Origin of the sequence: Clostridium sp. AF34-10BH (assembly GCF_003478095.1) — a bacterium.
Classification (GTDB): domain Bacteria; phylum Bacillota; class Clostridia; order Lachnospirales; family Lachnospiraceae; genus Acetatifactor; species Acetatifactor acetigignens.
Genome location: NZ_QUEC01000001.1, coordinates 127307 through 152780 on the forward strand (window position 1 = coordinate 127307; position 25474 = coordinate 152780).

24 protein-coding genes and 2 tRNA genes are annotated in these 25474 nt (G+C 46.6%); 23 read left to right on the forward strand and 3 right to left on the reverse strand.

Annotated features, from left to right (window positions below):
- Positions 1-51 precede the first annotated feature (51 nt).
- The 22 genes from DWZ61_RS00565 (at position 52) to DWZ61_RS00670 (ending at position 19916) form a co-directional block, all read left to right on the forward strand.
- Positions 52-1053, forward strand: a complete 1002-nt coding sequence (locus tag DWZ61_RS00565) for a CotS family spore coat protein (RefSeq protein WP_118537132.1) — start codon at positions 52-54, stop codon at positions 1051-1053.
- 81 nt (positions 1054-1134) lie between these two features.
- Positions 1135-2508 carry a PEGA domain-containing protein gene (locus tag DWZ61_RS00570; protein ID WP_118537133.1) on the forward strand — a complete coding sequence of 458 codons (1374 nt, stop codon included), beginning with the start codon at positions 1135-1137 and terminating at the stop codon, positions 2506-2508.
- A gap of 75 nt (positions 2509-2583) precedes the next feature.
- Positions 2584-2934, forward strand: coding sequence for an HU family DNA-binding protein (locus DWZ61_RS00575; protein WP_255713168.1), 351 nt, complete (start codon positions 2584-2586; stop codon positions 2932-2934).
- Between the two features lie 86 nt (positions 2935-3020).
- On the forward strand, positions 3021-3260 hold the full coding sequence (locus tag DWZ61_RS00580; protein ID WP_022313248.1) for an RNA-binding S4 domain-containing protein: 240 nt from the start codon (positions 3021-3023) through the stop codon (positions 3258-3260).
- A gap of 96 nt (positions 3261-3356) precedes the next feature.
- Complete coding sequence (gene yabP / locus DWZ61_RS00585; RefSeq protein WP_117465441.1) at positions 3357-3644, forward strand: sporulation protein YabP; 288 nt, start codon at positions 3357-3359, stop codon at positions 3642-3644.
- Between the two features lie 402 nt (positions 3645-4046).
- Complete coding sequence (locus DWZ61_RS00595; protein WP_118503031.1) at positions 4047-4355, forward strand: septum formation initiator family protein; 309 nt, start codon at positions 4047-4049, stop codon at positions 4353-4355.
- Positions 4356-4486: 131 nt separating this feature from the next.
- The gene (locus DWZ61_RS00600; RefSeq protein ID WP_118503029.1) at positions 4487-5680 is read left to right on the forward strand and encodes a SpoIIE family protein phosphatase; all 1194 of its coding nucleotides are present in this window, start codon (positions 4487-4489) and stop codon (positions 5678-5680) included.
- Between the two features lie 42 nt (positions 5681-5722).
- The gene (gene tilS / locus DWZ61_RS00605) at positions 5723-7216 is read left to right on the forward strand and encodes a tRNA lysidine(34) synthetase TilS (RefSeq protein WP_117465370.1); all 1494 of its coding nucleotides are present in this window, start codon (positions 5723-5725) and stop codon (positions 7214-7216) included.
- Between the two features lie 20 nt (positions 7217-7236).
- Positions 7237-7761, forward strand: a complete 525-nt coding sequence (gene hpt / locus DWZ61_RS00610) for a hypoxanthine phosphoribosyltransferase (RefSeq protein WP_117465369.1) — start codon at positions 7237-7239, stop codon at positions 7759-7761.
- Between the two features lie 30 nt (positions 7762-7791).
- The gene (gene ftsH, locus DWZ61_RS00615) at positions 7792-9597 is read left to right on the forward strand and encodes an ATP-dependent zinc metalloprotease FtsH (RefSeq protein ID WP_118537134.1); all 1806 of its coding nucleotides are present in this window, start codon (positions 7792-7794) and stop codon (positions 9595-9597) included.
- 430 nt (positions 9598-10027) lie between these two features.
- The gene (locus DWZ61_RS00620; protein WP_118537135.1) at positions 10028-12130 is read left to right on the forward strand and encodes a glycoside hydrolase family 13 protein; all 2103 of its coding nucleotides are present in this window, start codon (positions 10028-10030) and stop codon (positions 12128-12130) included.
- A gap of 120 nt (positions 12131-12250) precedes the next feature.
- Positions 12251-14140: a glycosyltransferase family 39 protein gene (locus DWZ61_RS00625; RefSeq protein ID WP_118537136.1), complete on the forward strand. Its 1890-nt coding sequence runs from the start codon at positions 12251-12253 to the stop codon at positions 14138-14140.
- A 208-nt stretch (positions 14141-14348) separates the two neighbouring features.
- Positions 14349-14430 (forward strand) — tRNA-Tyr (locus tag DWZ61_RS00630).
- Between the two features lie 35 nt (positions 14431-14465).
- Positions 14466-14549: transfer RNA gene (locus tag DWZ61_RS00635), tRNA-Leu, on the forward strand.
- Positions 14550-14679: 130 nt separating this feature from the next.
- The gene (locus DWZ61_RS00640; protein ID WP_118537137.1) at positions 14680-14976 is read left to right on the forward strand and encodes a nucleotidyltransferase domain-containing protein; all 297 of its coding nucleotides are present in this window, start codon (positions 14680-14682) and stop codon (positions 14974-14976) included.
- 17 nt (positions 14977-14993) lie between these two features.
- Positions 14994-15590 carry a hypothetical protein gene (locus tag DWZ61_RS00645; protein WP_118537138.1) on the forward strand — a complete coding sequence of 199 codons (597 nt, stop codon included), beginning with the start codon at positions 14994-14996 and terminating at the stop codon, positions 15588-15590.
- Entirely contained in the window at positions 15587-16108 is a 522-nt protein-coding gene (locus DWZ61_RS00650) for a hypothetical protein (protein ID WP_118537139.1), read from the forward strand. The genes DWZ61_RS00645 and DWZ61_RS00650 overlap by 4 nt, the downstream gene beginning before the upstream one ends.
- A gap of 41 nt (positions 16109-16149) precedes the next feature.
- A complete protein-coding gene (locus DWZ61_RS00655) occupies positions 16150-16725 on the forward strand; it encodes a metallophosphoesterase (protein WP_118537140.1) in 576 nt (191 codons plus the stop codon).
- Positions 16726-16907: 182 nt separating this feature from the next.
- Complete coding sequence (locus DWZ61_RS00660) at positions 16908-17768, forward strand: hypothetical protein (protein ID WP_118537141.1); 861 nt, start codon at positions 16908-16910, stop codon at positions 17766-17768.
- Between the two features lie 5 nt (positions 17769-17773).
- Positions 17774-17935 carry a hypothetical protein gene (locus DWZ61_RS19545; RefSeq protein WP_022312546.1) on the forward strand — a complete coding sequence of 54 codons (162 nt, stop codon included), beginning with the start codon at positions 17774-17776 and terminating at the stop codon, positions 17933-17935.
- Positions 17936-18318: 383 nt separating this feature from the next.
- Positions 18319-19221 (forward strand): LysR family transcriptional regulator, encoded by a 903-nt coding sequence (locus DWZ61_RS00665; protein WP_118537142.1) that lies wholly within the window; start codon positions 18319-18321, stop codon positions 19219-19221.
- A gap of 98 nt (positions 19222-19319) precedes the next feature.
- Positions 19320-19916 carry a TIGR00730 family Rossman fold protein gene (locus DWZ61_RS00670; protein ID WP_118537143.1) on the forward strand — a complete coding sequence of 199 codons (597 nt, stop codon included), beginning with the start codon at positions 19320-19322 and terminating at the stop codon, positions 19914-19916.
- On the opposite strand, the gene DWZ61_RS00675 is transcribed toward DWZ61_RS00670, so the two are convergent.
- Together DWZ61_RS00675 and DWZ61_RS00680 are read right to left on the reverse strand one after the other, a co-directional pair.
- Positions 19908-20684 (reverse strand): sulfite exporter TauE/SafE family protein, encoded by a 777-nt coding sequence (locus DWZ61_RS00675; RefSeq protein WP_118537144.1) that lies wholly within the window; start codon positions 20682-20684, stop codon positions 19908-19910. The two genes, DWZ61_RS00670 and DWZ61_RS00675, sit on opposite strands and share 9 nt — an antisense overlap.
- Entirely contained in the window at positions 20685-21119 is a 435-nt protein-coding gene (locus tag DWZ61_RS00680; RefSeq protein WP_022312542.1) for a MarR family winged helix-turn-helix transcriptional regulator, read from the reverse strand.
- A 256-nt stretch (positions 21120-21375) separates the two neighbouring features.
- On the opposite strand from DWZ61_RS00680, the gene DWZ61_RS00685 reads away from it, so the two are divergent.
- Entirely contained in the window at positions 21376-23070 is a 1695-nt protein-coding gene (locus tag DWZ61_RS00685; RefSeq protein WP_022312528.1) for an EAL domain-containing protein, read from the forward strand.
- A 4-nt stretch (positions 23071-23074) separates the two neighbouring features.
- On the opposite strand, the gene DWZ61_RS00690 is transcribed toward DWZ61_RS00685, so the two are convergent.
- Positions 23075-25276: a helix-turn-helix domain-containing protein gene (locus DWZ61_RS00690; RefSeq protein ID WP_118537145.1), complete on the reverse strand. Its 2202-nt coding sequence runs from the start codon at positions 25274-25276 to the stop codon at positions 23075-23077.
- Positions 25277-25474 lie beyond the last annotated feature (198 nt).

Consider the following 25474-nt stretch of genomic DNA (forward strand, 5'->3'; position numbering starts at 1 on the left):
AGCGTAGGAACCGTCAAATCGGTTAAGTACATATCTTAGGAGGGGTTGTAAGTGAATGACAGAGCGGTGGCACTGCTGGAGCAGTATGAGATAGAGGTATTGCGTACCCGAAAAGGGCGGGGGGCGATTCTGTGCGATACACAGCAGGGCTGCCTGATCTTCAAGGAATATACAGGACGCGAGGAACAGCTGCGTCTGCAGGAGCAGGTCCTGAAGCACCTGGAGGAACGGGGAACCGTTCCTGCGGAGCGATTGCTTGCCACAAAGGAAGGTGCGTTATCGGTGACAGACCGGGACGGTGTCAGATATATTCTGAAGACCTGGTGGGAAGGCCGAGAATGTAATATCCGTGACAGGGAAGAATGTATGGAAGCCATGCGGCTTCTGGCGAGACTGCACGGTGATCTGGAATTTACACCGGTATTTCCGGAGACGGAGGAGACTTCGGCACCGGTCATAGAGAGATATCTCCCCAGCCGGGATTATGAGAAGCGTAACCGGGAGCTTAAGAGAGCCCGCAGGTTCTTGAAACAGCGCAGCCAGAAGACCTGGTTCGAGATCCGGTTGTCTGCAGTGATTGATCCTTTTTTAGAGGAAGCAAGACAACTGTGTGAAGAATGGAAAGAGATCGAGCTGGCTGCCTCCGACAGCGGAGAGGAAGTACCGCTGTGTTTCTGCCACGGAGATTACCAATATCATAATATTCTGCGGCAGGACCGTGGATTTTTCCTGGTGAACTTCGAAAAATGTCAGGCAGACGGGCCGGTGAGAGACCTGTATCTGCTGTTGCGAAAGCTTTTGGAAAAAAGTGAATGGGATGCCGAATGGGGCAGAGTGCTTCTGGCGGCTTATGAAAGTGTCAGACCGTTAAAGCCCTATGAGAGACAGGATCTGGTCTACCGCCTGTCCTATCCTGAGAAATTGTGGAAGATCGTAAACTTTTATTATAATTCCGGCAAGGCCTGGATCCCGGAGAAGAATCAGGAGAAACTGGACCGCCTGTTGGAACAGGAAGCGGCCAGAAAGAAATTCCTGAAACTGCTGCAAAGATAAAAGCCGGGCAATGAACGGCAGACAACGGAAGAGACGTTGCGGCAGGATCGCAGCGTCAGAAGACAAAGGAGAAGCAAAACGTTGAAAAGATTCGAAGACAAAAAGTATTCGAAAACGAAACAGACAGTGGTAATCCTTTTGCTTGTGACAGCAATGTCATTTGCTGGATGCGGGCAGACAGAATCCTCCGGGACGGCGGCAACACCTGCGCCAACGGCACAGGCAGAGCGGATAGATACCGGCTTTGTTGTCACCAATCCGGACAGCTATGATTCCGCAGATACGGCGGTACTGGTGGATATCAATAATGTTGACAACACTGTCACACTGTTAAATCTGGATTTAGGCAAACGTTACACGCTGTCCATGGACGGAACAACGCGGTTCGCAGATAAATATGGAAAGGCAATTTCCCTGAGTCAGCTGCAGGAGGGGGACATCGTGGATGTGACTTTTTTGAAAAGTCAGAAGCATCTGACCTCCATGCAGCTGGCGCAGACAGCATGGCAGTATGACGATGTAGAGCACTACGAGATGAATACCGTACGGAATGAGGTGGCCATCGGGGAAGAGGTGTTCCAGTTGTCCAGGGATACCCAGTATTTTTCCCAGGGACACAGCATTGAAAAAATGGATCTGAATCCGGCGGATATTCTGACGTTTCACGGCATTGACAGCACAGTGCTCAGCGTAACAGTGGAAAAAGGCCATGGATACCTCAGACTGGTCAACGATGAGAACTTTGTGGGTGGCTGGCTGGAAATCGGCCAGACACAGATCGTGCGGATCACAGAGGACATGCTGGTGACGGTGTCAGAGGGAAGCTATCAGGTAGATATCAGCTATAACGGCGGTGGTGGCACGAAAAATGTCGTAATCAACCGCAACGAGGAAACAACACTGGATATCGGTGATCTGGAAGTGGCAGAGGCACAGTACGGTATGGTGCTGTTTTCGCTGAATCCTTCCGATGCAGAATTGTATATCGATGGAAGTCAGGTGGATGCTTCCCAGCCGATCACGTTGGAATACGGTATTCACCAGATTATAGCAAAGGCGGACGGCTATAAGTCGCTTACACAGTATCTCAGGGTGGGACAGGAATCCGCGGGAGTGGATGTCCAGCTGGATAAGGCGGACTCTGACAGTGAAGACAGTACGGAAAGCAGCAGTTCTTCCAGCTCTTCCGCAACGGAATCTACCTCCACCGCAGATACGACTACGACCTATTACCGCGTGCATATTGATGCTCCGGAAAATGTGGAGGTATATCTGGACGGCAACTATGTGGGAATTTCCCCCTGCAGTTTTAAGAAGACCTCAGGAAGTCATGTGATCACCCTGCGAAAATCCGGTTATGAAACCAGAAGTTATACGGTACAGGTGGATGAAGAAGAAAAGGATGTATCCTACTCATTTGTAGACCTGACGGCCAGCTCTTCATCGACAGAATGATCCTTTCCGGGAGGGGAAGAAATGCCGTAAATATGCGGAAAAACCTTGACAAAAGGGATAAAAACAGATATATATATGTATAGACGTTTCAAAAGAACTATTTTCGAGCGTAAAATTAATAACGAAAACTCATTACAGGAGGAGTTCAATATGAACAAAACAGAATTAGTTGCAGCTATGGCTGATCAGGCAGGTCTTTCCAAGAAGGACGCGGAGAAGGCATTAAAGGCATTCACCGATGTTGTTGCTGAAGAGTTAAAGAAGGATGGTAAGGTTCAGTTAGTTGGCTTCGGTACTTTCGAAGTATCCAGCAGAGCAGCTAGAGAGGGTAGAAATCCTCAGAGCGGCGCACCTATGAAGATCGCTGCTTCCAAGGCTCCTAAGTTCAAGGCTGGTAAGGCATTAAAGGATATGCTGAACGCATAATAGAAGCTGAATTTTCAGAGACTCGATAGGACAACCTTTCGGGTCTCTTTTGTTTTTCAGAAACGGATGATCGTGAGGTTAAAAGCATGAGATTAGACAAATATTTGAAGGTATCCCGACTGATCAAGCGCCGTACTGTGGCTAATGAAGCCTGCGACAGCGGCAGAGTGCTGATCAATGATAAGCCGGCAAAGGCATCCGCCAATGTCAAAGAGGGAGATATCATTTCCATCTCTTTCGGCAACAAGGAAGTAAAAGTCGAGGTCCTGGATGTACAGGAGACCGTGAAAAAAGAAGAAGCCAAAGAACTTTTCCGTTATATATAATATCAGGTTCTCTATGTATAAATTTCCACATTTTCCCATACAATACATTGTAAGTCCGGTTCCGGAAGGAGCGGAGGATGGGAGGCTATGGAGAGAATGGAAGATTTAAACGCGACAGGTCGTATGCATAAAGTGACCATGACCAACAGACGGACATGTACCGTGAATGGAGTAAATGACGTCCTTTCCTTTGATCTGCGGGAGATCCTGCTGGAGACGGAACAGGGGATGCTGATGATCCGTGGCAACGAGCTCCATGTGAACCGCCTGACATTAGACAAGGGGGAAGTGGATATTGACGGCCGGATCGACAGCCTTGTATATTCGGATACCGCAGCATCCGGAGAAAAACAGGAATCCTTCCTGGGCAGGCTGTTCCGCTGATGGATGAAAATGTTTTTCTGCTGCATTCCTTTCTGCTGGGTGTGGGGATCACTTTTCTGTATGATATTCTGCGGATCCTGCGAAGAGTGTTTGCTCACAGTACCAGCATGGTATCTCTGGAAGATCTGGCATTCTGGATCTACTGTGCGGGAAAGGTCTTTCTGCTGATGTTTCATGAAAGTAACGGGAACCTGCGATGGTTTGCCGTGCTGGGGGCATTGGCGGGAATGTACCTATATCACAGGACAATCAGTCCCTTTTTTGTAAAGTATGTGGCACTGGGCCTGAATACTCTTCTGCACCCAATCCGGAAAGCCTTGCGGATAACGGGAAATTGGCTGAAAAAGCAGTTGACTATACTTAGGAAAATGCTTAAAATATTCATTAAAAGGAGATGCGCGTATGGCAAGAAGAAAAGCAGCCTACCGCAAGAGACACCAGAACCGGTTCAGTATGTTCCTGGTGACCCTGGTCGTGTTGATGATCATGGTGGTCGTTGCGGTGCGGAGCGTGGAATTACAACAGAAGATTGCGGGCTATGATACCCAGATCGCAAGCCTTGGCGCGCAGATCGAAGCAGAGCAGGCCAGAGCGGAACAGATCGAGGAATTCGGTAAGTACACTCAGACGAAAGCTTATGTGGAAGAGGTGGCGAAGGATAAGCTGGGACTGGTATACGAAGGTGAGATCCTTTTTCAGGAAGACAATTAAGCAGGGAAACTGTTTCTCAACAGTGAACCTGCTTTTTTTGTCGCAAAAAATGAAGTCTCTCCCTCCCTCGATTTGACAAAAGGAAGAGGAAAACTGCCCTATAATCGTGAAAACAGAAAGGGGAGGATGCCATGATCATAGGGAAAAAGGAGCAGGAACGGCTGGAGAGAGAACAGTGTGCACAGATCTCACTGCTGTGCAGACAGAAACTGATGGGATATGCGGAGAGTTTTGAGGAACTGGGGAAGAGCTTTCGGCAGGAGATACAGATTACAGGAGAGGACAGGCAGAATATTCTGGAAAAATGTATGCTGTGGCAGAGCAGACAGATCATGGGAGACCATCTGCAGGAAGTGGCCCGGATCATGGAACGGGTGGCAGGAGAGGAACTGGGGTATTGTCCGCTGGAAGAGAAAAAGAGGAAAAGCCTGGTACAGGCGCTCAAGAGTGAAGGGATCATCGCCAGAGACCTCTGCTATGTGGAGAAGGACGGCAGCAGCTCCGGGACAGAAGCAGGGATCAGTATGACACTGTCCACCGAAAAAAGGCACTATAAGGCGGCACAGGTGGCGGACATGCTGACGGTATTATTGGGAAAAAAGCTGCAGGTTTCTTCAGGAAGCCCTTATCTCGTGGAGCAGGAGCCGCATTGTTTTCTGTTCACAGAGGAACCGAAATACATAGCACTGACGGGGGTGAGCCGGGCGGTAAAAGAAGGGGAGAAAGTCTCGGGGGATCAGTATGCCACCATGGAATCGGAAAAAGGGAAGCTGATCCTGCTGTTGTCTGATGGGACAGGCTCCGGGGAGGATGCCAGCCGGGGCAGCGGCAGAGTCATGGATCTCATGGAAAAAATGCTGGAGGCGGGCTTCGGGACCGAGGCATCTGTGAATCTCCTGAATTCCGCGTTGTATGCGCAAAATGAAGAGGACGATCATCCTACGATAGACCTTTGCAGCCTGGATCTGTATACCGGCGAATGTGAGATCTGCAAGGTGGGCGGTGTTGCCACGTTCTGGAAGACCTCCGGAAGGGTTCTCTGTGTCGGCGGCGAAAGCCTGCCGTTAGGTATTTTTCAAAAAGTGCAGATGGAACGACAGATGTGTCAGATCCGGCCGGGAGATCTGCTGGTCATGATGACGGACGGGGTTCTGGATATGATGGAAGACGGGGAAGAGCGCATGGCACAGGTGCTGGAAGGGCTGCAGGAACAGAACCCGCAGGAGATCGCAGAGAAAATATTGTCCTATGCCATCTGTGCCTCAGAGGGACGGATTCGGGACGATATGACGGTATTTGTGCTCTGCCTGTGGGAAAACACGTGATGCCGCCTTGATTTTTCCCCATAATTAGGATAGAGTAAAAACATGAATACATGGATGGATACGCGAGAAAAAGTATTTGCATATATCAGAGAGCATCACATGCTGCAGGCCGGCGACCGTGTGGTAGCTGGTGTTTCTGGAGGGGCAGACTCGGTTTGCCTCTTATTTTTGTTGCTGGAATGGCAGAAGGAAGTACCTACAGACATTGCCGTAGTGCATGTGGATCACGGCATTCGCGCGGAGGCCGGAGAAGATGCCCGGTATGTGGAGCAGCTCTGCGAGGAGAGAGGAATCCCTTTTTTCCTGACCAGGGCAGAGGTAAGGAACAGAGCCCGCATGGAGAAAATCTCTGAGGAAGAAGCCGGGCGCAGAACGAGATATGAGGCGTTTGAAAAGGCGGCAAAGGAGTGGGGAGCTACGAAGATCGCAGTGGCCCACAACAGCAATGACCGCAGCGAGACCCAGCTGTTCCATTTGTTCCGGGGCAGTGGAATCCGGGGACTGGCCAGCATTTTGCCTGTGAGAGATCGGATTATACGACCGCTCCTATGTCTGGAACGGTGGGAGATCGAGAAGTTTTTACAACAGCGAGGAATTGTCTATTGCAAGGATGCCACCAATGAGGAGGATGACTACACCAGAAATCGTATTCGGCATCATATTTTGCCTTATGCGGAGCAGAATATTGTAAAGGGCTGTGTAGCGCATATGAATCAGACGGCGGAGCTGCTGGCGGAGACGGAGGACTATCTGGAACTGCAGACAAAAGAAGCAGCTGGCCGATGTATCCGGGCAACGGACGGTGACGGAGAGTCCGCAGAGACGGGGGACAGCCGGAACGCGGTGATCTGTATTGCTGTGGAGTCTTTTCTGTCGTTGCATCCTGTGATCCGTAAGCGCCTCTTGTATGAAGAAGTGAAGCAATTGTCTCCCGGGCAGAAAGACATCACTTACCAGCATATTCAGGAGCTGCTGACCTTGTTTACCAGGGAAGGCAACCGGCAGATCTGTCTTCCGTTCGGCATCCGGGGTAGACGGCAATATGAGGAAGTCCTGCTGACAGTAGAGAGGACAGACAGGGAGCTTTTGGAGAAGACGGAAGTGGCTGAGAAATATCAACCAACTCTGCAGCTTTCCCCCGGACAGACAGGGACAGTGGAATGTGAAGTGGGAACGGTGGAATACTGTGTGTGTGACCTGGCCGCTGCTCATGAAAAAAACCAAGAAGTTCCCACAAATCAGTATACGAAATGGTTTGATTATGATAAAATAAAAAAATGTCCGGTGATACGGACAAGAAAGCCGGGTGATTATCTGACCATTGCTGACGGCAGAGGCGGGATGATCCATAAATCGCTGAAAAGTTATCTGGTCGATCAAAAGATCCCACAGGCGGAACGCGACAGACTGCCGATCCTGGCAGAGGGAGAGCATGTACTGTGGGTCGTGGGATACCGTATCAGCGAATATTATAAAGTAACGGAGAATACAAAACGTATTTTAAAGGTACAATTAATAAGAAAGGAGTTCGCTTAAAAGCGAAAAGACAAAAGAAAATGGCAGAGCATATCAGAGTACTGTTGACAGAAGAGGAAGTAGATAAGAGAATCCAGGAGATCGGTGAGCAGATCAGCAGGGACTATGCGGGCAAGCAGGTACACCTTGTATGTGTACTGAAGGGTGGCAGCTTTTTCATGTGTGAACTGGCAAAGCGTATCACTGTTCCCGTATCTCTGGACTTTATGTCCGTATCCAGCTATGGCAGCGATACCAAGTCCAGCGGTGTAGTCAAGATCGTGAAGGATCTGGACGAATCTCTGAAAGATAAGGAAGTTATTGTAGTAGAGGATATCGTGGACAGCGGAAGAACCCTGAGCTATCTGCTGGAGATGCTGAAGGACAGAGGTCCGGCTTCTTTACGTCTGTGCACCCTGTTGGACAAACCCGAGAGAAGAGTGATCGATGTCCATGTGGATTATACCGGATTTAATATTCCCGATGAGTTTGTAGTGGGCTATGGTCTGGATTATGATCAGAGATATCGTAATCTGCCTTACATCGGTGTGGTAGAATTCGATTAAGCGATACAAAGATGTAGGAGGCCCGTGAAGTTGAAACAAAACGGCAAAACAATCAATTCATATTTTATATTTATCATACTTCTGCTTCTGGTGATCTTCGGTCTCAACCTGTTGAACAACCGTACAGATGAATACACCAAGGCGGAGTTCATTGCGGATCTGGATGCCGGCAATGTATCGGAAGTCGTGGTGCAGCCCAACGGAGAAGCACCTACCGGATATCTGGAGATCCAGATGAAGAACGGTGTATCTCATAAGCTGTACGCAACGGACATTACAGAACTGGAGACCCTGGTACGTGAGTATGGGTTTGATCCGGTGGTCAATGACATTGAAAGGGAGAACTGGTTCCTGACCTATATGCTGCCGATGCTGGTCGTGCTGGCGGTGGGAACTTTCCTGTTCATGATGATGAATGCCCAACAGGCAGGCGGTGGTAACGGCAAGATGATGAACTTCGGCAAAAGCCGCGCCAAGATGACATTGGGTGACAAGAGTGTCACATTCGCTCAGGTGGCCGGTCTGAAAGAGGAAAAGGAAGAACTGGAGGAGATCGTCGATTTCCTGAAGGAGCCGGGAAAATACACCGGTGTCGGAGCCAGAATCCCCAAGGGTGTCCTGTTGGAGGGCCCTCCCGGAACCGGTAAGACCCTGTTGGCGAAAGCCGTGGCAGGCGAAGCCGGAGTACCTTTTTTCAGCATCTCCGGATCTGATTTCGTGGAAATGTTCGTCGGTGTGGGCGCTTCCCGTGTGCGTGACCTGTTTGAAGAAGCAAAGCATAATGCACCTTGTATCGTATTTATCGATGAGATCGATGCCGTGGCAAGACGGCGTGGTACCGGTATGGGCGGCGGACACGATGAGAGAGAGCAGACCCTGAACCAGTTACTGGTAGAAATGGACGGTTTCGGTGTCAACGAAGGCATTATCGTCATGGCAGCTACGAACCGTGTGGATATTCTCGATCCCGCGATCCTGCGTCCCGGACGATTTGACCGTAAGGTAGCGGTAGGGACTCCGGATGTGGGTGGCAGAGAAGAAATACTGAAGGTACATGCGAAGAATAAGCCCCTGGGAGATGATGTAAATTTACAGCAGCTTGCACAGACTACCGCAGGATTCACCGGAGCGGATCTGGAGAATCTGTTGAACGAGGCAGCGATCATCGCAGCGAAGGAGAATCGCTCCTTTATCGCAAATAAAGATGTTAAGAGGGCGTTTGTCAAAGTAGGAATCGGTGCAGAGAAGAAGAGCCGCATTATTTCCGACAAGGAGAAGAAGATTACGGCATATCACGAGGCAGGTCATGCGATCCTGTTCCATGTGCTGCCGGATGTGGGACCTGTCTACACCGTATCCATTATTCCTACCGGTGTGGGAGCCGCCGGTTATACCATGCCCCTGCCGGAAAAGGATGAGATGTTCGCCACCAAGAGCCGTATGCTCCAGGATATCATGGTATCTCTGGGAGGACGTATTGCGGAGGAGATCATCTTCGGAGATATTACCACCGGAGCATCCAGTGATATTAAGAAAGCCACCAAGACAGCCCGCCGTATGGTAACCCGTTACGGAATGTCTGATCATATCGGTGTCATCTGCTATGACGATGACGATGATGAAGTCTTCATCGGTAAGGATCTGGCACATGCCAAGGCGCACAGTGAGGAGATTTCCGGTGAGATCGATAAGGAAGTCAAGCACATCATAGATGACTGCTATACCAAAGCCAAGGATATTATCTTACAGCATGAGGATGTGCTGCATAGCTGTGCACAGCTGCTGTTGGAGAAGGAGAAGATCACCAGAGAAGAATTCGAGGGTCTTTTCGTATAGGAAAAGGTTTTCGCGGGAGTTTCGTGGAATTGGTAGTATTGTACAAACCGATTTTGTGAAAAATATACAAAAATGAATATTCACTTTTGTGATATTTGTGAATTTTGAGAATAGTCAAAAATAGGAGTGCATGCTATTATAATACTCGTAACCCCCCCAATACATTATATAGTTTTTTGCTATACCCCATAAGAAAGAAATACCTTCTCTAAAAAGGGCAGTCCTCCCAAGACTGTCCTTTTTACTGCCTAAAAATCGCTGAATAAAGAGGCGGGCAGTTGTCAGATGTAAGGAAAAAGGGTATAATAAATAGAGCTTTTGAGCTTGGGACATGTCATACTGCCGGAGCGCACAAGACAACAAAGCACTTTGGCAGAAGCAGTGTCATAATATAGATAGTAAGACATTAGTCTCAGAAAGGATAGATACTATGGATCTGGAGCGATTACGTCGAACAGAATATAATCAGCAGTATATTGCTGCCATGAGACCCGTATTTAACAGAAGAGCTCTTTTTACGGATACAAGTGCGGAGTATGTGATTCCGGAAGAGCCGGCCTGTTTTTCCGAAGTGACGATCCGCTTCCGGACCGCCAGAAATAATGTGGACAGAGTGTTCCTGGTATGCGGCGGACAGAAGCATCTTATGGTACGTGTGGAGAGCAAAAATGATTTTGACTATTATGCCTACGTAATGCGTCTGGATGATCAGAAGGTATCTTATTATTTTGAGGTGCAGACCGGCAGAATTACCGGCATCTTTGATATGCGGGGCCTGGTGCAGGAAGTTAATGAATATTATGATTTCATTATCATTCCCGGTTTCCACACCCCCGACTGGGCCAAGGGAGCGGTCATGTACCAGATCTATACGGATCGTTTCTGCAATGGAGATTCTTCCAATGATGTGTTGACCAATGAATATTGCTACATCGGAGAACCGGTACACCGCGTAGAGGACTGGGGACGTTATCCCGCACAGATGGATGTCCGTGAGTTCTACGGCGGAGACCTGCAGGGTGTGCTGGACAAGATGGACTACCTGCAGGATCTGGGAGTTGAGGTGATTTATTTTAATCCTCTGTTTGTCTCCCCTTCCAACCACAAATACGATATTCAGGATTATGATTATATTGATCCTCATATTGGAAAGATTGTCAGTGATGAAGGGGATCTGCTTCCCGACGGACAGCGGGAGAACCGTTTTGCTTCCCGTTACATCGACCGTGTCACTAACAAGGCGAATCTGGAAGCCAGCAACGAACTGTTTGCACAGGTGGTGGCAGAGGCACATCACAGAGGCATGAGAGTCATCCTCGACGGTGTCTTCAATCACTGCGGATCCTTTAATAAATGGATGGACAAAGAGCGCATTTATGAAAATGCGGAAGGATATGACAAGGGTGCCTATGTCAGTGCTGACAGCCCTTATCGGAATTACTTTGATTTCCACAATCAGGCAGCATGGCCCTATAACAATTCCTATGACGGATGGTGGGGACATGACACACTGCCGAAGCTGAACTACGAGGGATCCCAGGAACTGATGGACTATGTCCTTCATGTAGCGAAAAAATGGGTATCTCCGCCCTACAATGTGGATGGATGGAGACTGGATGTGGCAGCTGATCTGGGTCACAGTCAGGAATTCAACCATCATTTCTGGCAGGAATTCCGGAAAGCGGTAAAAGAGGCCAATCCGGAAGCCATTATTCTGGCAGAGCATTACGGCAACACCAGAGACTGGTTACAGGGAAATGAATGGGATACCGTTATGAACTACGATGCATTCATGGAGCCCGTGACCTGGTTTCTGACCGGTATGGAGAAACACAGTGATGACTACCGGGAGGATCTGCTCGGCAATTCCGAGAGCTTCTGGGGTGCTATGCGGCATCATACCTCCAGTTTCTCCATGCCCAGCTGGCAGGTGGCGATGAACGAACTGTCCAACCATGATCATTCCCGTTTCCTGACGAGAACAAATCATAAGGTGGGACGTACCAATACACTGGGCCCCCAGGCTGCGGAACAAGGTATTAATAAAGCGGTCTTCCGGGAAGGTGTTGTGATCCAGATGACATGGACGGGTGCACCTACGATCTATTACGGAGATGAGGCCGGTGTCTGTGGTTTCACGGATCCCGACAACCGCAGAACGTATCCCTGGGGACATGAGGATCAGGTGCTGCTGGCATTTCATAAGGACATTATCCGCCTGCGCCGGGAGAACGAGGAGCTGCGGATCGGCTCCTTGAAAATGCTGGAAAATGACTACAACTTTATTTCTTACGGACGTTTTAACCGCAAGGGGCAGTGTGCGATCCTGATCAATAATAATTATCATCCCATCACCAAAGAGATTCATGTGTGGGAGATCGGAACCCCTAAGACAGGTAAGATGAAAGTGATCCTGCAGTCCAGGGATGACGGGTATTGCATGGAAGGTGCGGAGTATGAGATCAGGGCAGGCAAGGTTCTGATCGAGATGCCACAGACCTCGGCAACGATCCTGAAATATGTAGAAGAATAAATATATGTAACTATTCAGAACACCATTCGCAAAACCGCCTCTGCGAGGCTTCCTTTTTGCTCATGGTGGTTACTTTGCCCTATAAATAGTTACAAATACAAAAGACAGAGAGGATATTCGATGTTCACCATCATTATTACCCTGCTGTTGCCGCTGGTATCCATTGGGATCTGGCGGCAATCTATTTTAAAAAATAACAAAAAAAGCGGACAGTCTGTCACGATCGGGAAGGGAGAATATGTCCTTCGTTATCTCACCTGCCTGCTCTGTATGCTGGTCATTCCCTGGATCCTGTTGTCGCTGACCGGCAATGACGGCAATACGATCTTGAGAAAGCTGTTGGAATCCAGAGAATATGCAGTGAAAGTTCTATGTCTGGAGATCAGCATGATGCTGGTCTATGCCATTGCAGAATTGTTCGTGGAAGAAGCGAAAGCCGGAAAGCATGAGAAGATCCGGAGCGTCCTGAGTAAGATTACCGATAGCAAGGCGTGGAGCGTATTTCGCAAATACATAGGACCGGTGGCAGTACTGGCATTGACAGTGCTGGTGGTGTGTCTGAATTTCAGCATGATGTCCGACCGCGTACTGTGGGGGGATGAGGCATTTTCTGCGAATACGGCTCACAAGGATGTGGATGGCATTTTGCAGGTATTGTATTACTGGGACAATCATCCGCCACTGTATTATTACTGGCTGAAATTATTCGGGACCCTGTTCGGATATAAGGTACCGGTATTCCACCTGGCCTCTCTGGTGCCCTTCGTGATCGGGATCGTACTGGCACTGACCGTTGTGCGGAAACATTTCGGAATGCTTGCGGCAACATTTTTTGTGATGATCTCCGGTCTGGGACAGGCGTGTCTGGAGTACAATCTGGAAGTCCGCATGTATGCGCTGGCTTTCCTGTGTGTAACGGGTTGCTTCTATTGTTCCTACAGAGTCATTGCTGACGGCAGCAGGAAGACCTGGGCAGGCATGGTGCTGTGGGCACTGGCAGCAGCGTATTCTCACTATTATGCACTGGTGGCTGTAGGCATTATGATGTTTTTCACCGGAGTGGCCGTATGGATCAAATACCGTGGGAAAACATGGATAAAGGGTGTTCTGGCCATCGTAGCATTTTTCATAGGTTATGCACCCTGGCTATATTTCTTCTATGCCGGCTTGAAAAATGTCAGCAGAGGCTGGTGGATGACAGAGATCCTGGGACTGGACCAGAGTCTGGAGATCGTTATGGGCGGCAGAGGGATGAATGGTATCGTATTCCCGCTGGTGATTCTGTTTCTGGTGGTGACCCTGGCAGTGGATTCTTCTGTATTCTCTGTGGAAAAAGACGGAGTACATATGCAGAAGCCTTCTGTGAGAAACTGGTCTGACAAGACATATGCCATGGCAGTGGGAGCCTGCACAATCCTTGGAACTTTGGCATTTGCTTATTTGTTAAGTGTTGTTATGGCGCCGATGCTGGCACAGAGATATCTGTATCCGCTAAGTGCGGTCGCGATTGTAATGCTGGTGATCGGCAGCAGCAGAGTGCTGGAACTGGCTGCAGAGCTAGAGAAGAAGTCCTGGAAGGGCCTGGAGGCTGTAAACAGAATTGTGCTGGCGGTATTGCTGGTAGTATTATTCGGCCTGGGAATTCAGAACTATCGGGAATGCTATGACAGCTATGAACAGCAGAAGGTGGAGACCGAAAAAACACTGGATCTGATCGGTACACCCGATGAGGATGTAAATATGGTCACGAATGGTGTAAAACATCTGGGTTGGACCGTGCTGTATTATTACTATCCGGATAATGAAATCGTGAACGGAGATTACAACCAGGCGGATTCCGACAGGTTCTGGTATTTTACACCGAATGAACTTGGCGCAGATGTCATCGCCGGATTGCAGCAGGATGGATATCAAGTGACCGATTATGGACTGATGCAACTGTCGCAGTATCCTTTCTATTTATACTATATTGAAGCAGTTCAGCCTGCGCCATTCGCAAAGTTGCGTTAGCACGCTTTTTCGTCACTTCGTGACTACTTTTGCTCATAGATTGGCGCTCTGCTCATAGGATGACAGAATTGACGCTTTGTGTGCAAGCACCCAATCGTCGCTTCTGTCATCCTATGGCTGAACTTTTACACTAAAATAATAAAAACATCTTGCAATTTGTGTGAACATATGCTACAATTTCACATTGTTAAGGCACTTTGCCTGACATGGATGGATTCCCGAGTGGCCAAAGGGGACAGACTGTAAATCTGCTGCAATTTGCTTCGGTGGTTCGAATCCACCTCCATCCATTCGCACGTCGCGGTTTGCGCGTTGCGATGCGTCCGCTGGTGTGGCGGAATAGGCAGACGCAAGGGACTTAAAATCCCTCGGGGGCAACCCCGTGCCGGTTCAAGTCCGGCCACCAGCATACTTAATTAGTGAGAGGAACACGGTAGAAATGCCGTGTTTCTCTTATTTTTTATTGTGAATGATAAAAAGAAGGAATATAATTGTATACAAATAACAGTAATATATTCTCAAGACGAAGGGGTGACAGTATGCTGACAAATACAATGAAAGAGGATTTGACCCAAGGGGTAGTAGATCTTTTTTCGGATAGTATTTTGGCAATCATATTGTACGGATCTGTCGCCAGAAATGATAATACGGATGAGAGTGATATTGATATTGTAATTATCATAAAAAATGAAATGGATGATGCAACAAAGGAACAGTTCATTCATTGGTCAGCGGAATTAGATCTTCGATATGACAGAGTATTTTCTATCATTGATATTCAGGAAGAAAACATGGAGAAATGGGGAAATGTTTTGCCGTTTTATCAGAATATATAGAAGGAGGGGATAATTCTTTGGAAAGCAGAATAACAATTCCTTTTACACTTCATGGAATAGAAGAAAATCTCACCGTAGAATACACGCAAGGTACAGATCCCAGGGAAATTGGCTATGATGCCCTTCAGGGATTTCCGATAGATAAAATATGTTGCACAGGTTATCCGGTAATGCATGGTTACTTTGAACATATGAATGCGACCGGTTATCGGAGATCCTGTGGATTTATTCAATTCGTGGAAAGAATTGAAAATTATGGGGAAAACAGAGAGCTTTCCATAGATGTCAGTGATGAAAATCTGGGAAAAGGGAATCCATATTTTGCGTATGGTTATCCGGCAGAAATATTTGATGCTCCCTGTTGTAATTTGGCTGGGTGTAGACATTTGAAATGGACAGCTTATACCTATCTAGTAGATCTGCCCTCCCGCATGAATAGCAATAAACTGAAATTCCTGGGCGGATACTCCTGGGGATATGAAGAGGATGAAAACGGTCCACAGAGATTATTACCGCTAGAGATATTGACGGAAAATGACTGGGAAAAGCATGCAACGGAAAAAGGAATATTAACGATATTCCCAATAAAAGGAGGCTGTACTGCTAAGTTATGAAGAATAGATATAAACAAAAACTGATATTCGTTATTGCAATTTTATGTTTGAGCTTAGTAAGCTGTAAAAGTAAAACAGAGCCAATTAATAATATTGCATCATGGACGCCAGATGATGGTTGGACAATAAATGAAATTGATATTAGAGATGATTATGCCAACTTCACACTATTATATCAAGACCGGGAAATAGCAAATGTGGAAATTTCAAAATTTGCAGAACCATCATGGATTGATCGGGAGACAACAGCAGATGAATTTGTGCAAGTATATTTAGGTCAGCATGCAGAACTAAAGAGCAGTAGTGAGCTACAATTAGGTAGGAAAGAAGAAAAAATCCGAAAACTTGCGGTTGCATGGGAATTAAGTGCTGCTGAGACTGAAAATGGAGCAGCTCTTCCAAAGGATGAAATATGGTATTTTGGATTTTCTAAGAATAAAGTTTTGTTTTGCGCAAAACTGTTGGATGAAAATGCGGAATTAGAATTTGAAACGATAATGAGAACGCTCAACTATTGAGATGTTTTATCTGTAGCGAATGTGGAACGGGAGGGAACAATATGAATTATTATATCAGTGATCTGCATTTGTTTCATGAAGCGGCAATACGTTTCGATGACCGTCCGTTCCGGGATCTGGAGGAAATGCACACCGAGATCGTAAAACGGTGGAATGAAAAGGTGAATAACGGCGATACCGTGTATATCCTGGGGGATGTGAGCATGCGCGGTAAGAACGAGGATCTAATCGCTCTGGTGGCAATCCTGAAGGGAAAAAAGGTCCTGATCCGTGGCAATCACGATGACGTGTCCGACCTCAGATACCGACAGCTTTTTTCGGAAGTCTGTGATTATAAGGAGATTCGGGACTCCATAGCCGGTAAAAGCTATGAGCTGGTATTATGCCATTACCCGATCTTTAGCTGGAAGCACATGAGCCGCGGCACCATTCTGCTCTACGGACACACCCACAACAGCCCGGAGGACGAATATTTTCAGAAATGTCTGGCAGGGATGAAGGATAACGACTGCCGCCATATTGGTGACAGCCCCATACGGGCCTGCAATGTCGGCTGTATGAAACCCTGGATGGATTACGAACCGAGAAGCCTGCAGGAGATCCTAAAGGAATCCTGATAAAGAAATAAGAGAATAAGAGAAGGAAAAGCCCGTCGATGAATAATAATCGATGGGCTTTTTGCGGCCAGAAAGCGCAGCCCTAGATATAGTGAATGATTACATGATTTCTTATGCTATGATTGCAGCATAAGGAAGGAGGCAGAAAACACATACAGTTACATCAGATGAGGGAATAGAAAATGACAATATTTGATTATCTGAAAAAGAATTGTGAAGTGGCGATATATACGGATGAATACGGGAATACCTATATGGAGACGAAGGAATGGGAGTATGAAAAAATTATTTCCGGAGCCATAGAAATCAGCAATAAAGCAGACGATGCTATTGTCTGGCTGATACCGAAAGAAGTTTATGAAAAGCATTCGGAAATTGAGATCGCTATTGCCGGGGATGAGTCAGTCAATCCCGTTCGAAATGTCCGCAGGCCCTATTACCGGATGAGAGGAGTACCCGTAACGGCAGAGCAGGCATTTGATATTATCCGAAGGACGGACAGATTTTTAAATTTTTACGTGAGTGCTGTTCGCAGCCATGAAGATTATATCGGATGTGTGAATTTTGAGAACTGTCTCATTCAGAAGAATCATTATCCCACGGGATATGGCTGGATCCGTGCGGATGGAACGATTGGGGCGAATGCGACTACGCAAAAATACCCCACGGTCAGGGAATTTATCGAAGAATGGTATAAACTGCTCTATGCATTTCCTTATCTGAATCTGATCATTGCGGTTACGGGGTGGAACGAAGGACCCTGGGGTGACGAAACGGTATCGGAGGAGGAATTCTGCAAAGAGGTTGCCGTGGGGATATATGTCCATGACAGGAAAATAGAGATCCTGAATCCGCCAAATACCATAGCAAAGTATAAGGGATATAATAAACGCTACGGAACACCGCCTGAGAAATTCGAGCGGGAGTATTACGAGAAGCATAAGTACGAGAGGTATAAGACCGAACAGGCGAATCCGGCGTATTTGAGAAAGTGCATCGAAGCCTATGGGCTGGATGCGGATAAAATCTTGAAAAGGGGATAAGAAAAATGAATAATCCATTTATTGATGTATTTTGTCCACATTGTGGAGAATTTGTGAACCCAATCTATGAAGGGGACTGCCCTAATTGCGGAGAATATATAGGATCTGACGACAATGAGGAATGGGATGACGGGAGTGATGGAGACGGATATTATTTTCATACCTGAACAAAAAAACAGCAGATCCCGCCAGATCTGCTGCTTTTTCTGTGTATATGAGCGTGAAAAACACACTTCTATCAGAATTTTTCAGCGAAGCTCTTGTAATACTCGTCAAAAAACTCGTTAACCTTTTCCATGATCTTCTTCATAATATTCACCCTTAACCTTTCCAAGACAAATGAACTGTTGACTTTGTTGTTACGCTTAAGGGGTCAGGCCTGACTTCCTTTTGATGATTATAATTTACCATATTGCGCTTATAATGTGAAATACATATAATAGAAGTATAATAATACCTAAAAGGTATAATAAAAGAAAATACAACATGTTACAAAATAGAAAGATTAAGCTGGTTTTTGGAAAAAGCATGGAAGGAGGATGCTGGAAAGATGGAATTGCGGCATATCCGGTATTTCAAGGCAGTGGCGGAGGAGAAAAGCTTCACGAAAGCCGCGGAGCAGCTGGCGATCGCGCAGCCGCCCCTGAGCCGTCAGATCCAGGATCTGGAGGCGGAGCTGGGGACGACATTGTTCCTTCGCACACCCCATAAAGTGTCCCTGACAGAAGAGGGAGAGCTGTTCCTGCAGTATGCGAATCAGATCCTGGACCTGGTGAACCGGTCGGAGGAGGATGTCAGAGAACGCAAGGAAGGACTGCAGGGGACATTATACATTGCGTCGGTAGAGGGCTGCGGACCCAGACTTTTCGCGGAGTGGATCGCTGGATTTCAGCAGAGACATCCTCATGTACAGTACAATCTGTGGAACGGCAACACAGATGATGTGAATAACCGCGTAACGAAGGGATTGTGTGAGATTGCCATGATCACGGCCCCTTATAACACAGAGGAATTCCACGTGCTGCCGGTGTATGAAGAACCCTGGGTGGCAGTGATCCCCAAGGGACATGCATTGTATTCCTGGGAAAATGATCCGGTGAAGCCCTCGGAGCTGTTGCCCTATGATCTGTTGATTCCCTCCAGAGAATCCAGAAAAGGTGAAATCGATAAATGGTTCGATGGCACAGGGCATGCTCCGGTGATCCGGGGAAGGATCGCACATATGATGAATGCCTACGAACTGAGCCTCCACGGCGTCGGCATCTCGATCTATCCGGCATCGATTTCCTCCCTGATCCGAGACAAGGACGTCTGCGTGCGGCCGGTGGAGCATCCGAATGCCCATGCGGATTATGCTTTGATCTGGAATAAAAATCATACCCTGTCCCATGTGGCGGAAGAATTTATTGCTTATGTAAAAGAAGAATCCGGACAGCAGGTGTACTATGCCTGAATTAACGCAACCGATACGTCATTCACATTTGTGCCGGTAGCTCCTGCCTTGTCAAAAGAAAGGAAAGCCCTTATACTTGGAAGCAGGAGGAAAATACGATGAACATTACAGTATATCTGGGAGCAAATGAAGGAAATGATCCTTCTCTTAGAAAAGCGGTGCGTGAGCTGGGAACCTGGATCGGTGAAAGCGGTAACCGCCTGGTGTACGGTGGATCCAAATCCGGTCTTATGGGAGAGATCGCGGAGAGCGTATTACAGGCAGGCGGCGAGGTGACCGGCGTGGAACCGCAGTTTTTCATTGATATGGAATACCAGTATGATGCCATTACGGAGCTGATCGTCACAAAGGACATGACAGAACGCAAGACGAAAATGATCGAACTGGGAGATGTATTTATTGCTTTTCCCGGCGGAACCGGAACACTGGAAGAGATCGCTGAAGTGATGTCCAAAGTGTCATTAAAGCACCTGGAGGCACCTTGCATTCTCTATAACCTTAACGGCTATTATGACAGCCTGAAAGCACTGTTATCACATATGACGGAGATGGGATTGTCCTCCCCGGAGAGACAGGAAGGCATTTATTTTGCCAGGGATCTGTCGGAAATCCGCAAGATCATAGAAAATCAGCGGAGCAATGCAACGATCACTCCGCCGGAAAATACACACGGTATAGGAAATCAGCTAGGCTAACAGGTGAAAACACATAACTGCAATGCCCAGCACCACCAGGATCACACCGGTGACACGGTTCAGAGTCTTGGGTGTGGCCTTGTTGGCGAACAGTGCGGCAATCCGGGCCCAGATCAGGGTAAAGATGACGCACAGGATCCATACGGTCCAGTCGGGCATGCCCCCAATGGCAAAATGGGAAACTGCACCGGTCAGAGCGGTAAAAGCCATAATAAAGACGCTGGTTCCCACAGCAGTTTTCAGCTCATAGCCCAGAACAGAAGTCAGGATCAACAGCATCATCATGCCGCCGCCGGCACCGACGAAACCGCAGATAAAGCCGATCAGCATACCGCATACCAGAGACTGAATGGCTCTTTTTTTCGCGGAGACGCCCTGCATGGCTTCTTTGGTGGTCATTACGGGCCGGACGATGAATTTGATACCTAACAGGAAAGTCATGAACACGGAGAAATTCCCCATGGTAGCGGAAGGCACCAGGCTGGATACGTAGCTGCCTACGACGGTGAATACCAGCACACTTCCCATCATGATCAGGCCGTTTTTGACATCAATATTTTTATTTTTCGCATAGGTATAAGCGGATACGGCACTGGCCAGAACGTCCGAGGACAGCGCAATGCCGACGGCCAGATACGGATCCATGCCGAGGAAAGTGATCAGCATGGGACTGATGACGGCAGCAGCGCTCATTCCGGCAAATCCGGTGCCCAGGCCGGCTCCCATGCCGGCGAAAAAAGTGACAAGAATCGTGATTAAAATCTGCATTTATTTATCTCCTTTCAGGATATTGTCCATATTTCTCTCCATGACATGAAGCATGTGGTAAAAGATCTCTTTGCTTGTCTCATCGGTGCCATCTAGCAGAGTATCTTTGAAAATGCTCTGTATCATGCGGCCTTTTTCGATGACATCCTGTGCTTTCTCCGTGCAGAACAGCAGAGTCTTCCGACGGTCATCCGGAGCCTCTCTGCGTTCCAGGTACCCCTCGCACACCAGCTTGTCCACATTGACGGACACCAGATTCGCCTTGATCCGGCGGATCTCCACGACATCACTGGCAGTGTGGTATTCCGGATTATTGCCGAAGAACATGAGAATATCAAAAGCTGTCTGTGGCAGCTTTAACTGCTGGCACAGAGGTTTGCACATGGCGTTGTAAGCCAGATTGAATTTTTGTACGAATTCGATATCAGTATTCATCCGAAGGCCTCCTTACTTAGTATTATACAAAGTGTAATTACTGAAATTACAAAAGTGAATATTTCAAATTTGAAATAATTGCTATATTGCATAGTATTACAGATAGTTTTCGAAGTCAATCATAAGATATTTTATTTCATAAAAAATTTATATTAATTATCCTATCGTAAACATCATTTTGGTATGTTATAATTTATTTGATGCTAGGGTGCATTCAGAGACTGTGGGCATACAGAAGAAAGTGTCGGGAGGAGACATGAGTATCAATACATATGATGAACAGAAATTCTGGGAGGAAATGGATATCCTGTTCCCGGATATTGTAAAAGCCATTACTTCTCTGGCGAAAAAGTCCTACATATCCATAACCAATCTGCGGAACGGCGTGACATGGTGGTCCGAGAAGACGATGGAATATTTTGGTATGCAGGAGAACTATACCATCCGCGGACAAGAAAAATCAAAAAGATCGATTCATCCGGATGATCTGGAGGATTTCCGGAGGGGATTCCAGGAGAGAGTTGCCGGGAAAAATATGGACGAGCCCTGGGAATACCGGGTGCGTGACGGAAGCACCTACAACCGGATCAGTGCCAGGGCGAAAATGCTGAATGATAAGGATGGAAAGCCTTTTGTGATCGTAATACGATATAACAACTACGGTATTTCCGACGAGGTGGATGCGACTACCGGATTGCATACGGAACCGGCGCTGGATCGGGAAATCAGGGAATTCCTGGAGGAAAGCGGACAGGGGACTCTGCTGAAGATCGGACTGGATCAGTTTAGTCATATCAATGTTATGTACGGTGCCGCTTTTTCGGATAAGATTCTGAACTGTGCGGCACAGGAGCTGTTGCGCCTGTTAAGGGGAAAAGGATATGTATACCGGCTCTCCGGTGCGAAATTTGTGATCAGCTTTAAAAATGTATCCAAAGAGGAACTACAGCAGATATACGATGAGATCGTAGAAGCTTTTGAAAATACAGAGGTAGAGGGGAAAAAGATCCCTCTGAAGGTATCTGCCGGCGCAATATTTATGGAACCTTATATGAAGGAGACGAACGCGGTCCGCAGCCGTCTGACTTATGCGTTGAACCATTCCCGGCTTGAGCATCACGGAGAGCTGGTGATTTTTAATGATGAGGTCTGTGGCAGTGACGAGAACCAGTTTGAACTGATCGGTGTGATCCATCAGTGTGCTACGCATAACTTTGAAGGCTTCCGGATGTTCTATCAGCCGATTGCCGATACGAAGACCGGCAAGATCCGGGGAATGGAAGCGCTGCTCCGATGGGAACTGGAGCCTTACGGGATGGTGTCCCCCGGTGTGTTCATGGAGTGGCTGGAACAGGATCCCTGTATTTTTGATCTGGGGAACTGGATCCTTCGGACAGCACTTACGGATGTACAGAAGCTGCGCGAGGAGACGGAAGGCTTTTTCGTCAATGTCAATGTGGCGGCGGCACAGCTGGAGCGCAGAGAGTTCCGCAGTGCTGTTATGAATATTTTAAAAGAGACCGGTGCGAAGCCGGAGGAGCTTTGCCTCGAATTGACAGAACGATGCAGAGATCTGGATATTCATTTCCTGCGCGGAGAGGTAGAATTTTTCCATTCCCAGGGGATCAAGATCGCACTGGATGACTTCGGAACAGGCAACAGTTCCTTAAGTCTGGCGCTGGAGCTTCCTTTTGACGAACTGAAGGTAGATATGAGCTTCATCCGTGATATTAAGCAAAAACCTCAGAATCAGGCCATGGTGCAGTCTATCGTGGATTATGCCAGGAGGACAAACACCGAAACCTGTATTGAGGGTATTGAGGATAAGGAAGTCAGCGACTATATCGAGAAATTTGGATCTACCTGGCAGCAGGGATATTACTATTCCAAACCGGTACCCATCGAACAGTTTGAGGAAGTGCTGCGCGAGAAAGCAACCGAAAAAGAATAAGTAGTTATTCTCGAAGGGCATTGGGTGCTACACCGTATTTTTTCTTAAATGCACGGCGGAAGCTGGTCAGATTGTTGTAACCGACCGCCACGTATAAATCTGTTATTTTAATATTCGTTGTTTCCAGCAGATGTTTTGCCTGCGTCATGCGGACCTGTTCCAGATACGTAGAGAAGTTTACCCCTACTGTTTTTTTGAAAAGGAAGGAAAAGTAACTCTCGGAGATGTGGAACAGGTCCGATATTCTGCTTAAACATAAGGATGGATCCCCATAATTCTCATCAATATAAGCCTGAATGCGCACAATCAGCTGGTTGTCGTTTTCCGGTTGCTTGTTTTTTTCACATAATTCCAGAGCAATCTGCTCGTAATTTTTCAGGGTAGAATCTTCGGACAGACCGGCTAAGCTTGAGTCATCATAGGAAATGTCGTTATCCCTGATTACTTTCAATAACGTAATTTCTATATTTTCTAAAAGCCATTTCACTTGTCTGGAATTAAGTTTTCGTTTCTTAAAATTTTCGTCCTTTATAAAATTAAAAATTGTTTTTGTCTGTTTGAAGTTACCGGATTTTACAAAATTATATAGCTGATCCGCAACCTCATTAGGATAAAAGAAGGAATCCTGAAATTCCAAAATCTCACGATACAGACACAGGTACACTGGGCTGGAGATACGTTTTACAGCCTCTTTGGATTGGCGATACGATTTCCAGACGGAGGAGATGGTGTCGGTTGTACAGCCTAATCCACCATAAATCCAGATATTGTATTCTTGCAATAGTGTAGTATGAACATGTGAAAATAAATCTTCGACCTTGTCCAGTTCTTCCCTGTCATATAATAAAATAGTATAAACACTATTTCGGGAACCCTGCATGATATAGGAATGTATAAAATAACTGGAAAGGATATCGGAAATAACATCCGCATAATCAGGGGAGAGGATGTTGATCATTCCCTGAGGGTCATTATTTAGCTCCAAAGTATCCAGGTAGACATTACAGTATAAGATAGCAAAGGAATTGGCATTAGCGGAAATGGAAAGATAATTTTGGGCATACGCAGCTTCTTCCTCACTCAGAATCGTACCATGAATCAATTGATCAAAATAATAATTGCGGAGGGTGATCTTTTGGGACTCATTTAACCGCATGAGCTCTTCGTGGTTGAAATTCACTTCCCGCAGGCGATATTCCATTGCTTCATAGGGTTTATAATTGGCCTTGGACAACAGAACAATAATCAAAAAGCTTCCTACGACACCGAGAAAGATAACGAATAGAGACAGTAACTGCAGTCCGTTTCCCGGTGCTTTCAGGTAGGACGTGGGAACAATCAGATAATAGTTCAGATTCGGTGTCTGTGCGGAGGTATAGAGTACTGTGACGGGAGCACCCTGAAATACTGTGCTGGAATATCCCCGTTCGGAATAATCTAACGAGGAAAGCAGAGAAACATCTATTTTTTTTAACAGCGCTTCATTGTTACTGAAAGTAAGCATAGTGTCACTGCTGCTATCCTGGATGATGAGACAGCCATTCTTCATCAGATCGACAGAATCCACCATTTGCTGCATATAATCAGCATTCAGCTCAAAAATGATGTCAGCATTGATATTTTTGAAGGTATAATTCTGCAGAGAGACAGCATAACAATAGTTTTTTCTGTGTGGTGTATATTCGGTCGCAAAATGGTCAAGAGAAAGAAAATGGTTATAATTGTCTGAGGATTCCAGAGTCTCCTTCCATTCCTCATATTTTGAGGGATCCAGCATTTGATTGTTTTTATAAAAGGAATAGAGATTCTCAAAATCATTATAGCTGATTATGTAGTCTGTATGACGCAGATGGATATAATAGGTCTGAATTGGCTGGAGTGAATAGTCAGAATACATATCTACCAGAGCCTGTTTGGTAATATAGGCATTATAATAAAACGCTCGTTCCCCCTGATCGGCTTCCGCCAGGCGGGAAAGGCTGGAATTATTTGCCATTCGCTTGGAAATCAGATAAATATTCGCATAGCAGTTGCTGTATTGCTCGGATACATTTTTAAGAGAAAGCATATTTTCATTCAATAGTTCCTGCTTTGCATTATGCGAAAGAATAAAATGGAAAACAATTCCCAGAATGAGCACAATGACCAAGAGCAGACTGTAGGATGTTATCAATTTTATGAAGTATTTATTTTTTCTGGAATTCATAACAAAAACCCTCCTGAGAGATATTATTATAGTATCATAATAGGTGAAAAAGGCAATGAAATGGAATGTAATAAAATAAAATGTGTATCATTGACATAAAAAATGAGCCTCTAATAACAAAAAATATATACACTAAATCTTGAAATATGTGACTTTAAATTGTGCAAAATGACAGATATAATGAAAGCACATTGATAC